The sequence below is a fragment of the Simplicispira sp. GW247-4R2A genome (assembly GCF_059424465.1).
The window spans coordinates 47961-62243 of record NZ_JBWKZM010000008.1 but is presented as its reverse complement, the minus strand read 5'-3'; the positions used below and the strand labels follow the sequence as shown (position 1 = coordinate 62243).

Annotated in this window: 11 protein-coding genes; 5 read left to right on the top strand and 6 right to left on the bottom strand. The window is 64.6% G+C overall.

Features of this window, described 5'->3' with window-relative positions:
• Window positions 1-433 precede the first annotated feature (433 nt).
• Window positions 434-3166, top strand: a complete 2733-nt coding sequence (gene mgtA / locus AC07ZH_RS07600) for a magnesium-translocating P-type ATPase (RefSeq protein ID WP_495199213.1) — start codon at window positions 434-436, stop codon at window positions 3164-3166.
• A gap of 113 nt (window positions 3167-3279) precedes the next feature.
• Here the strand turns inward: mgtA and AC07ZH_RS07595 are convergent, their stop codons facing one another.
• Genes AC07ZH_RS07595 through ruvB form a run of 4 tightly spaced genes read right to left on the bottom strand, consistent with a single transcriptional unit; the run spans window position 3280 to window position 7631 of the window.
• Window positions 3280-4038 (bottom strand): ABC transporter ATP-binding protein, encoded by a 759-nt coding sequence (locus AC07ZH_RS07595; RefSeq protein ID WP_495199212.1) that lies wholly within the window; start codon window positions 4036-4038, stop codon window positions 3280-3282.
• A 3-nt stretch (window positions 4039-4041) separates the two neighbouring features.
• Window positions 4042-5268, bottom strand: a complete 1227-nt coding sequence (locus tag AC07ZH_RS07590; protein ID WP_495199211.1) for an ABC transporter permease — start codon at window positions 5266-5268, stop codon at window positions 4042-4044.
• Between the two features lie 6 nt (window positions 5269-5274).
• Window positions 5275-6564: an efflux RND transporter periplasmic adaptor subunit gene (locus AC07ZH_RS07585; RefSeq protein WP_495199210.1), complete on the bottom strand. Its 1290-nt coding sequence runs from the start codon at window positions 6562-6564 to the stop codon at window positions 5275-5277.
• Entirely contained in the window at window positions 6561-7631 is a 1071-nt protein-coding gene (gene ruvB / locus AC07ZH_RS07580) for a Holliday junction branch migration DNA helicase RuvB (protein WP_119110141.1), read from the bottom strand. Before ruvB ends, AC07ZH_RS07585 begins: the two co-directional genes overlap by 4 nt.
• 190 nt (window positions 7632-7821) lie before the next feature.
• On the opposite strand from ruvB, the gene AC07ZH_RS07575 reads away from it, so the two are divergent.
• A complete protein-coding gene (locus tag AC07ZH_RS07575; protein ID WP_495199209.1) occupies window positions 7822-8367 on the top strand; it encodes a hypothetical protein in 546 nt (181 codons plus the stop codon).
• 45 nt (window positions 8368-8412) lie between these two features.
• Here AC07ZH_RS07575 and AC07ZH_RS07570 read toward each other — a convergent pair whose 3' ends face one another.
• Both AC07ZH_RS07570 and ruvA read right to left on the bottom strand, forming a co-directional pair.
• A complete protein-coding gene (locus tag AC07ZH_RS07570) occupies window positions 8413-9951 on the bottom strand; it encodes a trypsin-like serine peptidase (RefSeq protein ID WP_495199208.1) in 1539 nt (512 codons plus the stop codon).
• A gap of 40 nt (window positions 9952-9991) precedes the next feature.
• Window positions 9992-10567: a Holliday junction branch migration protein RuvA gene (gene ruvA, locus AC07ZH_RS07565; protein ID WP_495199207.1), complete on the bottom strand. Its 576-nt coding sequence runs from the start codon at window positions 10565-10567 to the stop codon at window positions 9992-9994.
• Window positions 10568-10662: 95 nt separating this feature from the next.
• Here ruvA and AC07ZH_RS07560 point away from each other — a divergent pair, with 95 nt between their 5' ends.
• The 3 genes from AC07ZH_RS07560 (at window position 10663) to AC07ZH_RS07550 (ending at window position 14249) form a co-directional block, all read left to right on the top strand.
• Window positions 10663-11616 carry a PhoH family protein gene (locus tag AC07ZH_RS07560; RefSeq protein ID WP_495199206.1) on the top strand — a complete coding sequence of 318 codons (954 nt, stop codon included), beginning with the start codon at window positions 10663-10665 and terminating at the stop codon, window positions 11614-11616.
• Between the two features lie 68 nt (window positions 11617-11684).
• Window positions 11685-12140, top strand: a complete 456-nt coding sequence (gene ybeY, locus AC07ZH_RS07555; protein WP_495199205.1) for an rRNA maturation RNase YbeY — start codon at window positions 11685-11687, stop codon at window positions 12138-12140.
• Between the two features lie 144 nt (window positions 12141-12284).
• Entirely contained in the window at window positions 12285-14249 is a 1965-nt protein-coding gene (locus AC07ZH_RS07550; protein ID WP_495199204.1) for an FG-GAP repeat protein, read from the top strand.
• Window positions 14250-14283 lie beyond the last annotated feature (34 nt).

The window sequence follows — 14283 nt, the reverse complement described above, 5'->3', positions numbered from 1 at the left end:
AAAAATACCATAGATATGAGGCTCTATGGCTTACAGAACATGTGCTTTTAGCTATCTTTTTGATAGTCAAAAACTCCCTTGCGGACAGGCCAATGCGTTATTGCACCTGTAATGCTGCTGTGCAACAATCGCGCACCCTGATTTTTGGAGCCCCCCGCGTGGACTGTGCCAGTTCTTCCAGTGATTTCCAGCGTGCCGCCAAGGCAGCGCTTCTGGCCGACTGAGTCCCGCGCACGGGGCGCGGTCCGGTCCGCGACTGCTGCCCCTGGTTTCTGACATCCCGGCGCTTGCCCGCGCCCTGGCGATGCCGCGCCTGAATCACTGATGCTTTCCTGCCCTGCGCAGGCCAGGCTAGACATGCCTGTGCCCTCCGCCGTGCCAGGAGGCTGAGAATCCGCCCGGCCGCGACGCTCCCGTGTTCTGGAAGAAAGAAATGGCCCTGCAATTCTTCAAAGCCCGCTTTGCCCTGTTCCTGCGCAGCCGCCACACGCTGCGGCATTTCCGGCGCCGCCTGATGTTGGAGTCGCTCGATACGCACGGCCACGCCGTGGCGGTACCACCAGCGCTGACGCAGGCGCTGCGTCAGGCCAGCAAGGACAGCACGGCAGCCTTGCTGACGCGCGCCGGCAGCCAGGCGCGTGGCCTGACCGACGCTGAGGCCGCAGACATCCGCGCGCGCATCGGCCCCAATGAGGTCGAGCATGAAAAACCCCTGCCGGCCTGGCTGCACCTGTGGCACTGTTACCAGAACCCGTTCAACCTGCTGCTGACGGCGCTGGCCGTCATTTCGTGGCTCACGGAAGACGCCAAAGCCACGGTTGTGATCGGCAGCATGGTGGTGCTGTCGACGCTGATGCGCTTTGTCCAGGAGGGCCGCTCGCACCGCGCAGCCGAACGGCTCAAGGCCCTGGTCAGCAACACCGCCACGGTGCTGCGCCGCAGCGAAACTGGCGCAGCAGGCGGCGCCAGCGCGCAGCAAGAGCTGCCCATCACGCAGCTCGTGCCTGGCGACCTGATCATTCTGTCGGCTGGTGACATGATCCCGGCTGACTGCCGCGTACTGGTGTCCAAGGACCTGTTCGTCAGCCAGGCGGCCATGACCGGTGAGTCGCTGCCCATCGAGAAGCATGCCGATGCGGCCAAGAATGCTGAGAATAGCGAGAGCGTGCTGGACGCTGCCAACCTGCTGTTCATGGGCACCAACGTGGTCTCTGGCGCGGCCACTGCGCTGGTGCTCAGCACCGGCAACGGCACGTATTTCGGCACCATCGCCACGCGCGTCACCGCAGCCGACCGCACGCCCACGGCCTTCCAGACCGGGGTGAACAACGTCAGCTGGGTGCTGATACGGTTTGCACTGGTGATGGTGCCTATCGTGTTCGTCATCAACGGCGTCACCAAGGGCGACTGGGTCGAGGCCTTTTTGTTTGCCTTGTCGGTGGCCGTGGGCCTGACGCCCGAGATGCTTCCCATGATCGTCACCTCGACCCTGGCCAAGGGCGCCGTGGTGCTGTCGCGCAAGAAGGTGGTGGTCAAGCGCCTGGATGCGATCCAGAACTTTGGCGCCATGGACGTGTTGTGTACCGACAAGACCGGCACGCTGACGCAGGACAAGATCGTCCTGGAGCGCCACACCAACGTGCTTGGCGTCGCCTCTGACGAGGTGCTGAAGTTCGCTTTCCTCAACAGCCACTACCAGACCGGGCTGAAGAACCTGCTGGACCGCGCCGTGCTCGAACACGTGGAGTTGCAGACCGCGCTGCGCGTCAGCGAGGATTACCGCAAGGTCGATGAAATCCCGTTTGACTTTCAGCGTCGGCGCATGTCGGTGGTGGTGTCCGAGAAGGGCGACCACCACGAGCTGATCTGCAAGGGCGCGGTCGAAGAAGTACTGGCCGCCTGCAGCCACATCCAGGACGGTGCGCAGGTGCTGGCGCTCGACGCCGCGCTGCTGGCGCGCGTGCAGGCCGTGACCGGCGCACTCAACCAGGAGGGCCTGCGCGTGGTCGCCGTGGCCGTCAAGGAGGTGCCGCCGAGCAAGGCCGTCTACAGCGTGGCCGACGAGGCCGATCTGACGCTGATCGGCTACATCGCCTTTCTCGATCCGCCCAAAGAATCCGCCGCCCCGGCCCTGCAGGCGCTGGCCGTGCACGGCGTGGCCGTGAAGGTGTTGACCGGCGACAACGACCTGGTGGCCGCCAAGGTCTGCCGCGACGTCGGTCTGCCGGTCGATGGCGTGGTGCTGGGCGCCCAGATCGAAGACCTGGACGAGGCCGGCCTGCGCCGGCTGGTGGAGCAGCACAACCTGTTCGCCAAGCTCACGCCGCTGCACAAGGAGCGCATCGTGCGTGCGCTGCGCGCCAATGGGCATATCGTCGGCTTCATGGGCGACGGCATCAACGACGCGCCCGCACTGCGCGCCGCCGACATCGGCATCAGCGTGGACAGCGCGGTGGACATCGCCAAGGAAGCGGCCGACATCATCCTGCTGGAGAAAAGCCTGATGGTGCTCGAACAGGGCGTGGTGGAAGGCCGCAAGACCTTCAGCAACATGCTCAAGTACATCCGCATGACGGCCAGCTCCAACTTTGGCAACGTGTTCTCGGTGCTGGTGGCCAGCGCCTTCCTGCCGTTCCTGCCGATGCTGCCGATCCAGCTGCTGGTGCAGAACCTGCTTTACGACATCTCGCAGATCGCCATCCCGTTTGACAACGTCGACGAAGAGCTGGTGCGCCAGCCGCTGCGCTGGAACCCGCAGGACCTGGGGCGCTTCATGGTGTTTTTTGGCCCGATCAGCTCGGTGTTCGATATCCTCACTTTTGCGCTGATGTGGTGGGTGTTCCAGGCCAACTCGCTGGCAGAGCAGACGCTGTTCCAGTCGGGCTGGTTTGTCGTCGGCCTGCTGACGCAGACGCTGATCGTGCACATGATCCGCACACCCAAGCTGCCCTTCCTCCAGAGCCGCGCCGCCTGGCCGCTGATGGGCATGACCGTGCTGGTCATGGCCGTGGGCGTGTTTCTGCCCATGGGGCCGCTGGCCGATTACTTCAAGCTGCAGGCGCTGCCGCTGCCCTACTTTGGCGCGCTGGTGGCGATCTTGCTGGGCTACGCCACGCTGACCACGGTGCTCAAACGCTTCTATATCCGCCGCTTTGGCTGGCAGTGAGCAGGGCCGCGCCGATGGCCAAGCGCGCAGAAAATATCAGTCAAATAGGCCTTCATCGCTTATGCAGTAAGCGCTGACAGCTCACTTTTTTGATGGTTCCCGCATGCCACTGGTCACGGCGGCGGCACGGGCAAGCTGCTGGGAACCGGCTCTACGCCTTGCACCATCGCCTCGTCGCGGGCGATGCGTCCGTCCACCAGTTCCACCAGCCGGTCACAGTGCGCGGCCAGGCGCGGGTCGTGGGTGACGATGATGAAGCTGGTGCCGCGCTCGGCATGCATGCGCCGCAGGAGCGCAAACACTTCGCTGGACGCGGCGGTGTCCAGATTGCCCGTGGGCTCGTCGGCCAGCACCAGCGGCGGGTCCAGCACCAGGGCACGGGCAATGGCCACGCGCTGCTGCATGCCGCCTGAGAGCTCGCCGGGCCGCTTGTCCATGGCATTGGCAAGGCCCACGGCGTCCAGCAGGCTGCGCGCACGCTCGCGCTGCTGGCTGCTCACGCGCCCCTCGCCCATCAGCGCCGGCAGCGTGACGTTCTCCAGCGCCGAGAAGGCTGGCAGCAGGTGGTGAAACTGGAACACAAAGCCCAGCGTGTGGCGCCGCCGCAGCGTGAGCGCGGCATCGTCGAGGTTTTGGACGGTCTCCCCCTGCAGGCGGTAGTCGCCTGAAGTAGCGCGCTCCAGCAGACCCAGAATGTTCAGCAGCGTGCTCTTGCCTGAGCCCGAGGGGCCCATGAGTGCGATGAACTCGCCTGCTGCGACCTGCAGGTCCAGCCCGTGCAGTATTTCGGCCTCGCTGGGGCGCCCGATGTTGTAGCTTTTCTTGATACAGGAGAGCGCAATCAGCGCTGGTGTTCCGGGCGGCGCAGCCATGGATCAAATACGAATAGCCTGCGCCGGATCCAGCCGGGCGGCGCTGCGCGCAGGCGCAATGGCCGCCAGTACCCCGCACACGGTAGCAATCAGTGCCACCAGCAGCGCGGTTGCAGGGAGCAGGTGAATGTCAAACAGCGGACGCCCGTCCGAGCCATGCACGAAGCGGGTAAACACAAAAATGAGCGCTACCGCGAGCAGCAGGCCGAGCAGCGAGCCCACCGCACCGACCACGGCGCCCTGCACCAGAAACACCCGCATGATCTGCCCGCGCGTAGCACCCATGGCACGCAGGATGCCGATCTCGCGGCGCTTTTGAACGACCGACACCACCAGCACGCTGGCAATGCCCAGCACCACCACGGCCAGGACCACGCCGCGAATGATGCCGGTGGCAACGGACTGGGCGTTGAGCGCCGCGACGAGCTGCGCGTTGTTCTCCTGCCAGCTCTCGATTTTGTAGGGAAACTGCGCGCGCAGATCGCGCGCCATGGTCTGCGCCACCCAGACGTCGTTCAGCGTCAAGTCGAGGCTGGTGGCGCCACCGGGCAAGGCCAACAGGTTCTGCGCCTCGCGCAGCGGCACGATCACCGTGCGGCGGTTCAAATCCTTGACGCCAAGATCCACCAGCGCCGTCACGCGCAACGGCTCGCTGGAAGTGCTCGTCTGCACCGTGAAGCGGTCGCCCGCGTGCACGCCCAGGTCGTGCGCCAGCTCGCGTCCGATGATCGCGTCACCCGGCGCCAACCGCGCCACCCCGTTGACCACCTTGCTGCGCAGGCCGACGACGCGGTCGTAGCGGTCCAGGTCGACACCCATCAACGCGATCGATTGGACCGCCTCGCCGCGCAGCGCCAGCCCCGCGCCCGAAACCATGGGCGAGACGCCGGCCACATTGGGCCGACGCTCCAAAAGCGGCACCAGCGCCTGCCAGTTGGCCACCGAGCGCAGGCGCTGGGCGCGCGGCTGGGTATCGCTCAGCACCGCAGCACCGGGCCGAGGCAGCGCCGCCGGCGTGACAACATCGTCGGGCACCTGGAGCGTGATGTGCGCCTGGGCACCGAGTGTCTTGGCGAGCGTGTTCGATTGCAGGCCGCTGATCAGCGCCGAGATATAGGCCACCACCGCGACGCCTGCCGCCACCCCGACGATGATGAGCACGGTCTGCATGCGCCCCTCACGCAAAAAGCGCAGGGCCACGCGCAGTTCAAAGCCGGGCCAGCGCAGCATGGGCGGTCAGTTCCCCATGGTATTGAAAATGGCCGCGCCGGCATCTTCGGCGCGCGCAGCCGGGTCGCTGGCAGCGGGCAGCCAGTCCACCACGCGGCTGCGCACATGGGCGCCGGGCGGCACGCCCGCAGCGTTTTGCAGCACGGCATCCCCTTCGGCAAGGCCGCCCAGCACCTCGACGGCGCCCAGGGTGCGCAGGCCCAGCCGCACCTTGCGCATGCGCGCACGGCCCGCCTGCACCACCAGCACTTCGGCCTGGTCGCCCACAGGCGGCGCGCGCAGCGCTGTCTGCGGCAGCACCAGGGTGTTGTCTCTTCTTGCAGTTTCCACCTCCACCGACAGCGTCATGTCCTCGCGCAGAAACGCTGGGGCCTCTGCGGCAAGCGCGAATTTCACTTCGATGGCGCCGCGCTGCGCGTCCACCGCCGGCGCCAGGCTCAGCACGCGCGCGGCAAAGCGCTGGTTCGGGAAAGCGTCGGCCACGACGGCGGCGCTCTGGCCAGGCCGCAGTTGCTCCAGAAAGCGCTCGTCCACCTGGGCGACAAGCTGCGTCGGGCCGGCCAGCGCCAGGCTCAGCAAGGCCTTGCCGGGCTGCACGATCTGCCCAGGCTCAACGCTCCGCACCAGCACGCGGGCGTTGGTGGGTGCGCGCAGCGTGGCCTGGGCCAGCCGCGCCTGCGCAGCCTGTGTCGCGGCGTGGGCAACATCCAACTGTGCCCTGGCCTGCACCACGTCGCTGCCCGCGTCGGCATTGGCCTGCACCTGGGCGCGCGCACTGTTGGTTTGCGCCTGCGCGACATCGGCAGCGCGGCGCGCCTCATCAAGTTGGGCGGCGCTGTAAAAACCCTGGGCCACCAACTGCTGCGCGCGCGCCAGGGCCGCCTTGGCGGCATGCAGGCCGGCCTCGGCCTGCGCGAGGCCAGCCTGCAAAGCCGCGCGGCCGCTGCTGCGCAGGCCCGTCAGGTGCGCATGGGCCTGCTGCTCCGCGGCCCTGGCCTGGGCGAGTGCGGCGCGCCATTCCTGGTCTTCGAGTTGAATCAGTGCATCGCCTGCCTGCACGCGGTCGCCTTCGACCACCAGCACCTGCACCACGCGGCCAGTGAGGGTGCTGCCAATGTCCACGCGCGAGAGCGTCGCGACGCGGGCGGAAAACTGCAGCGTGCGCACAAGCGGCGCACGCTGCACCTGCACAGCATCGACCTGCGGCCCGCGCAGCCAAATGGCGAGCGCCACCGCCAAAACACCCAGCGCCAGCGCCGCGCCCAACAGCCACAGCGTGCGCCGAGGCAACGTCACTGCGACGCCCCGGCATCGAACAGACCGCCAGCCGCTTGCGGCGGCGTCACGCCCAAATGGCGGTAGGCGGCCAGCGTGGCCACGCGGCCGCGCGTGGTGCGCTGCAAATAGCCTTGCTGGATCAGGTAGGGCTCAATCACGTCTTCAATCGTGCCGGCCTCTTCGCCAATGCTGGCGGCAATGTTGTCCAACCCCACCGGGCCGCCGTCAAAGCGGTGAATCAGCGCCTCCAAAAGCTTTCTGTCCATCACGTCAAAGCCCTGCGGGTCTACGTCCAGCATGGCGAGCGCCCGGTTGGCAATATCTTGGGTGATGTGGCCTTCGCCCTTGACCTCGGCATAGTCGCGCACGCGGCGCAGCAGCCGATTGGCAATGCGCGGCGTACCGCGCGAGCGCCGCGCCAGCTCGAAACCACCGGCGTCGTCCATGGGGGTTCCCAGCAACCCAGCACTGCGCCTGACGATGCGGGCCAGCTCTTCAGGCGTATAAAACTCGAGCCGCGCGACGATGCCGAAGCGGTCGCGCAGCGGATTGGTCAGCATGCCGGCGCGCGTCGTGGCGCCCACCAGCGTGAAGGGCTGCAGATCGAGCTTGATGGAACGCGCCGCCGGGCCTTCGCCGATCATGATGTCGATCTGGTAATCCTCCAGAGCGGGGTAGAGGATTTCCTCGACCACGGGGCTGAGGCGATGGATCTCGTCGATAAAGAGCACATCGTTGCGCTCCAGATTGGTCAGGAGCGCCGCCAGGTCCTTGGGCTTTTCCAGCACCGGGCCGCTGGTCTGGCGCAGGTTCACCCCGAGTTCGGCGGCAATGATGTGGCTGAGCGTGGTCTTGCCCAAGCCAGGGGGGCCAAACAGCAGCACGTGGTCGAGCGCCTCACCGCGCTTTTTGGCAGCGCCAATGAAAATTTCGAGCTGCTCGCGCGCCTTGGCCTGGCCCACATACTCCTGCAACAGTTTGGGGCGCAGGGCGCGCTCTATGGCCTCTTCCTGCGGCGAGGCGGGCGCAGCAGAGATGACGCGCTTGGGCGGCGCGGGAGCGAAATCATCGGTCTGGATGGTCACGTAGGCATATTTCCAGCAAACATTCCGACATAGACTATAGGGCCAAATGAGAGTTGATTTAAGTTGCTGCAACACATAAGGGTTAGCACCTATTTTGGCAAACGTTAGTCAACGTATTATTTATATCAGTCAGAAATCTTAAATAAATCAACTGCGCACATATATATAGTTAATATTCATTAAGCCAAATATGAAAAAGATCAAATCTGCCGTTTTTTGTATTCTGTCGATTTTTACTCTCTCCTCACACGCAGGCCTCTTGAATATCAGCACCAACAATCTTCAATCACGAACTGCATCGGCGTCAGGCTGCACCATCATTGACAGCGGAGGCGCAACGTTTCAAGGCTCCAAAGTTTTGGTTGTATTTGCCGAATCCAACGAAGAGAATTCAGATTCCACTCTGGTAGTGCAAGATCTCAAGGGCGTCAATGTCTGGACCAATGATGATTGGCTTGGCAGCAGATATTTAAATGGCAGTCTCCTCGGTGGAACCTCTTCCGACGTTACGACGGTTTATACCTCGGGCGTAGGCCGCACGCCCGGGCGACCTACAGACGCAGGCATATTGGTAAGTTTTCTTCCAGGTGAAGCAATATGTGCATATTCCAGGGAAAAAACCACGGATAATTTGAAGAGCGTCAGCATCTCCATTACCGATGTCACGCCTCTTGCCACCAAGATTTATTCGATCGAAGGTGGCGATACTCTGAAAAATCTGACCAGAGCCAAGTAACTTGTGGTCTGCTTCTCTCAAATGTTCATGCGCATTTGGGGGAAGTTATTTTGGGCTCAGCATTGTCCGAAATAGGCTGCCCAGCGTCGAGACCCCACCACCGTCCCCGCTGCCGTTGCCGCTGCCGCTGCCGCTGCCGGCCAACCATTTCTTGATTCCGTCGTTGTACGCCACATCCAGGCGCCCATACACGTCAAACCCCCCGGTTGCGGTGCAGCTGACCGCTCCGCCATACAGCGTCCCTACCACGTAGCCACCGCGAAACAAGGCCGAGCCGCTGCTGCCGCCCTCCGTGGTTCCGCTAGACCATTGCACCCGGTAGTAATTGCCCGTGCTCCCGCTGCAGGTGAAATCCGTTCCAGCGCCGCTGGTGCAGGACAACGGGCCCATCAATGTCCCGAAGCTCACCTTGAGCAGATCGGCGCTCGGATGGTGCAGGCCAAATACGGCAGATCCGCTCGCTTGCGGCGTGGCGTCCCAGGCCGCGAATACAGCGCCGGGCGGGGGAGCGTCATTGAGTTGCACCAGAGCGGTGTCGCTTGCGGCATTGGCATACAGCAAGGTAGCTCCACCAAAGCGGCGCACCGAGGCCGACGAGAGCGTGCGGCTGTTGCAGGTGGGGGACCGGTAAAACCAGTCGGTCTGTAGGCTGCTGGCTGCTGCCTGAGTAGAAATGCAGTGGTTGGCGCTCAGAAAATACGGCGTGCCCGAAGAGGCCAGGTCATTCAGCAGTGTTCCCGTACACGCGTAGGTGCTGCCGTCCTTGGTAAACACCATGCGCGCCACCGCATTGCGCTGCGCAGCGACCTCGTCGTAGCAGCTTGCGTCCAAGTTGCAGGTGGCTGACTCGTTGATTTTGCTGACCAGTGCGCCCTCCGGCGGTACCGACAGATCTTCGAAGATGTGCGAAACCCGCGGCACCGAGATACGCAGGGCCTGCGGGTCGGTGCCGGGCGCAAGCTCAATCTCCAGCGTCTGCTCGTCTGCGCCAAGTTCTGGCGTCCACCAGGTGTGCGCAGCGTCACCGGTTTCCCCTGCTGCCAGATTGCGCGCAATGGCGTCCAACACCTGCTGTCCGGCTACTTCATAGACCGTCTCGGGCCGCGCCTGGCCGTACACCCGCAGCAAGGCATCGGCTGGCAAGGCCTCTACGTGCAGTGCGAGCCGCAAGCCTTGCGCTCCGCTCGCCGAGACACTCAGTGCCGCAACCTTGGCGCCAGTCGGTGTGTCCTGCCAATGCAACCGGGCGGCAAGACCATCGGGCGCGGCCGTTTCGGCAAGTGCACGGGGCACGCCCACCAGCCGCGCACCACCTTCTTGCAGTGCAGCGCCTTTTTCCCGGACGAGTTCGCCCAATTGCACCTGCGCCGGCAAGGGTACGGCGGCTGGTGTCAGAGCCCGAGCCTTGACACCGACCTGTGCCTGCACGCCAGACGGTTGAACCCATGCCTCGGATTGCAGCAGCGGCGCAGCCTGCGTCCGTGCCGGCTGCGTCGCATCGTCTGCGCCGCCACCGCAAGCCGTGAGGCCCGCAACCACCAAGAGCCATGTCGTCCAGCGCATTGCGCCCGCTCTGATTTGCATACCTGTTCCTTGTTGTTCCTGCGCAATCCGCGCACCGCCGCTATTTCGCCAGGCTTTTCAGCGCCAGCCGGATGCCATCGCTCACCGCCACATCCACCGGCAGCGCCTTGAGTGCCGCTGCCGCTTCCTTGTCGTTGTAACCCAGCGCCAGCAGCGCCTGCAGAATATCGGCCTGCGCGTCGCTCTTGGCCAGGGCCGCCGTGCCCGAGAGCTCGGCGCCTAGTTTGCCTTTGAGCTCCAGCAGCAAGCGCTCGGCCGTTTTCTTGCCAATACCAGGAACCTTCACCAAGCGACCCGCCTCCTGCAAGGTGATGGCCTGCGCCAGATCGCCCACGCCCATGCCAGAGAGCACCGCCAGCGCCGTGCGCGGGCCGACGCCGGCCACCTTGATCAGCTCGCGGAAAGCGGCGCGCTCTTGCACACTGGCAAAACCGTACAGCAGTTGCGCATCCTCGCGCACAATGAACTGCGTGAGCAGGCTGACGCGCTCGCCCAGCGCCGGCAGGTTGTAGAAGGTACTCATGGGCACCTGCACTTCGTAACCCACGCCGTGGCAATCGAGCAGCACCTCGGGGGGATTCTTCTCCAGCAGGATGCCGGTCAACTTGCCTATCATTGCAGTCCTTCTTGTCACTTTGCGCACACCGCGCAAATCGCGCTGACAGCGCGTGTGGCGCTTCACCGTTTGCTTTACCGCCCGGAATTATCAGCGTGATCCTGCGCCACACCTTCACTCCCCACAACAACTCGCGCCTCTCGCACCTGTGCGGTCCGGCCGACTGCCATTTGCGCACCATCGAGGCGGCGCTGCAGGTCAGCATTGCGCACCGGCACGAGCAGTTCAAGGTGGATGGCCCCAAGGCACGCGCCACGCAGGCCATGGAGATGCTGCAGGCGGTCTACGAAATCGCCGAGCGCCCGGTGAGCGACGAAACGGTCCAGCTCATGCTGGCCGGCGACAGCGAGCTGGTCGATGCCGTTGTGGACGGCTCGCAGCTGACCACGCGCCGCGCCGACCTGCGCGCCCGCACCGCCACCCAGGCGCAGTACCTGGCCAACATCGCCACGCACGACATCAGCCTGGGCATCGGGCCGGCGGGCACCGGCAAGACGTATCTGGCCGTGGCCTGCGCGGTGGATGCGCTCGAGCGCTCGGCCGTGCAGCGCATTGTGCTCACGCGCCCTGCCGTGGAAGCGGGCGAGCGCCTGGGTTTCCTGCCGGGCGATTTGGCGCAAAAAGTTGACCCCTATCTGCGCCCGCTGTACGACGCGCTGTACGAGCTGATGGGCTACGACAAGGTGCAAAAGGCGTTCGAGCGCAACCAGCTCGAAATCGCGCCGCTGGCCTTCATGCGCGGACGCACACTGAACAACGCCTTCGTCATCCTCGACGAAGCGCAGAACACCACACCCGAGCAGATGAAAATGTTCCTCACCCGCATCGGCTTTGGCGCCAAAGCCGTGGTGACTGGCGACGTGAGCCAGATCGACCTGCCCAAGGGCGCGATGAGCGGGTTGGTCGAAGCCGAACGCATCTTGAAGCGCATCAAAGGCATTTCGGTGACGCGCTTTACCAGCGCGGACGTGGTGCGCCACCCCCTGGTGGCTCGCATCGTCGATGCCTACGACGCCGCCGGGCGGCCGGGGCGTGCGCGGGCGACGTAGTCGCTAGCTTTTATATAGCTGCTAACGCTTATCGGATAAGCGCTAGAGGCCTAAAACACTATAAATATATGGCTCTGCCTGCACTTGCCTTGTCCCTGCAATTCGCGCGCTTTGCCGCCGCCCCCGAGCACCGCGCCGTGCTGGCGCGCCACCGGGTGGCGCGCTGGATTCGCCACGCCCTTTCCACCAACGCCGAGATCACCGTGCGCATCGTCGACGAAGACGAAGGCCGCCAGCTCAACCGCGACTACCGCCAGAAGGACTACGCCACCAACGTGCTCACCTTCGACTATGCGCAGGAACCCACAGTGCTAGCCGACCTGGTGCTGTGCGCCCCGGTGGTGGCGCGCGAGGCGCTGGAGCAGAACAAAACCCTGGAAGAGCACTACGCCCACCTGCTGGTGCATGGCGCCCTGCATGCCCAGGGCTGGGACCATGAGACCAGCGCGCAGGATGCCCAGGAGATGGAAGCGTACGAAACCGCCATCCTGGGTGAACTGGGGTTTGCCAACCCCTACGCCTGAGAGCGCGCACCCCCACCAGCGCGCCGGAGAGCGCCGGAGAGGCTGCCAGCATCTCATGAGTCTACGTCTGCTTACTTCGATTTGCCAGATTCGCGCCTGCACCGGGAGACAATTCCTCTTTTATTCCGCTGGAGGATGGAGACGATGTCCGTGCCCGTTGCAAAGAACCGTTTAAAAAGCCAAGCCCGTTCACTCCGGCGCACTGCGCTGCTGGTGCTCACGCCGCTGGCGCTGGCACTGGCCAGTTGCGGGGGCGGCAGCGCTGATGCCCCACCCGACAACGCCAACCTGGGTGCACCGGCCGCCTTTGCTGTGGGCTACACGGTCAAAGGCTACAGCTTCAGCTGGAGCCCTAGCGTTGGCGCTGCGCGCTACGGGCTTTACGAAGACCCGGACGGTACGGCCGGCCCCCTTCCAGAAACGCAGATAGGCGGCGCGCTCACCGGCACAAGCTATGCGCATAGTTTGGCTCCACAACTGCTCACCGAGCGGGTCAATGCCAGCTACCGGGTGCGCGCCTGCGACGCCAGCGGCTGCGGTGCGTTCAGCTCCACGCTGGTGCCCGACCTGACCCAGGCGATTGGCTATTTCAAGGCCAGCAACAGTGGCAAAAATGACGGGTATGGCGCAAGCGTTGCGCTCTCGGCCGATGGCAGCACCCTCGCAGTCGGTGCCCCCGGAGAATCCAGCAAGGCGACCGGCATCGATGGCGACCAGGCCGACAACTCGGTGGAAGGGGCGGGCGCGGTCTACGTATTTGCCCGTTCGGGCAGCGGCTGGAGCCAGCAGGCCTATGTCAAGGCGAGCAACACCAAACAAGTCGTTAACGAGAGAGGGGCTCCCTTCATTACCCAATTTGGCGCCAGCGTTTCTCTTTCGGGCGACGGCAACATCCTGGCGGTGGGCTCGCCCAACGAGGCCAGCAATGCCACCGGCGTGGATGGCGACCAGACGAACACCATGACCCCTGGGGCAGGAGCTGCGTACGTTTTCACCCGCCGCAGCGGCGCCTGGAGCCAGCAGGCCTACTTGAAGGCCAGCAACACGGCCGAAGCGGCCCAGTTCGCAATGGACATCGTCGCAGGCAGCTACGTCCGCGACCCCGCCCGTTTCGGTAGCAATGTGTCCCTTTCCGCCGACGGGAAACTTCTGGCCGTGGGCGCTCCGGGGGAAGCGAGCAATGCCACCGGCATCAACGGGAACCAGCAGAACACATCCGCAGCGCGCGCCGGAGCGGTGTATGTATTCGCCCAAGCCGCCGACAGTTGGCGCCAGCAAGCCTACCTCAAGGCCAGCAACACCTTCCAGGGCGCACAGTTTGGCGCTTCGGTCGCAGTGGCCGCTGATGGACGCACCCTGGCCGTGGGAGCATGGGGTGAGCGCAGCGCAGCCACCGGCATCAACGCAGACCAGACCGACGTATCCCTGTCCGTCGCCGGTGCGGCGTATGTCTTCACCCGCAACGGCGACAGCCCGTGGATGCAGCAGGCATACGTCAAGACCAGCAACCCCGGCGAACTGGATCAGTTCGGCTACAGCGTGGCCCTCTCAGCCGAAGGCGACACCTTGGCCGTTGGTGCCATTGGCGAATCGAGCAACGCTACGGGAGTCAATAGCGCACCCGGCGTGCGCTCCCTGATTCGCGCCGGGGCTGCCTACGTATTCACGCGCAGCGCAAGCAACTGGAGCCAGCAGGCCTATATCAAGGCCACCAACACCCAGGTCAATGCCTGGTTTGGATCCAGCCTCGCGCTGTCCGCCGACGGCGGCACGCTGGCGGTCGGGGCCATGGCTGAAGCCAGCAGTGGCTTCGGCTTCAACACCAACCAGGCCGATGCATCGGCCGGGGGCGCCGGCGCCGTGTATCTGTTCCAGCGCGGCGGCAATGCATGGAGCCAAAAGGCTTACATGAAGGCCAGCAACACCGATGCAGGCGATATGTTTGGCAGCAGCGTTTCCCTATCCACCGATGGCAAGACCTTGGCCGTAAGCGCCCCAGGCGAAGACAGCCTGGCCACTGGCATCCAAGGCGACCAGGCCAACAACTCGGGCGCGCCGGCAGGGCCGATCTACAACCCCGTTCATGTGGGCGCTGTTTACCTGTACTGAGCCGCCTGCGCAACACAATACAGCTCCGCCCCAA

Bases quoted from the DNA above. Each gene is read 5' to 3' on its own strand.
- ruvA (WP_495199207.1), bottom strand. From the start codon at position 10,567: ATGATAGGCAAGTTGACCGGCATCCTGCTGGAGAAGAATCCCCCCGAG.
- mgtA (WP_495199213.1), top strand. From the start codon at position 434: ATGGCCCTGCAATTCTTCAAAGCCCGCTTTGCCCTGTTCCTGCGCAGC.
- AC07ZH_RS07550 (WP_495199204.1), top strand. From the start codon at position 12,285: ATGTCCGTGCCCGTTGCAAAGAACCGTTTAAAAAGCCAAGCCCGTTCA.
- AC07ZH_RS07570 (WP_495199208.1), bottom strand. From the start codon at position 9,951: ATGCAAATCAGAGCGGGCGCAATGCGCTGGACGACATGGCTCTTGGTG.
- AC07ZH_RS07575 (WP_495199209.1), top strand. From the start codon at position 7,822: ATGAAAAAGATCAAATCTGCCGTTTTTTGTATTCTGTCGATTTTTACT.
- AC07ZH_RS07590 (WP_495199211.1), bottom strand. From the start codon at position 5,268: ATGCTGCGCTGGCCCGGCTTTGAACTGCGCGTGGCCCTGCGCTTTTTG.
- AC07ZH_RS07595 (WP_495199212.1), bottom strand. From the start codon at position 4,038: ATGGCTGCGCCGCCCGGAACACCAGCGCTGATTGCGCTCTCCTGTATC.
- ybeY (WP_495199205.1), top strand. From the start codon at position 11,685: ATGGCTCTGCCTGCACTTGCCTTGTCCCTGCAATTCGCGCGCTTTGCC.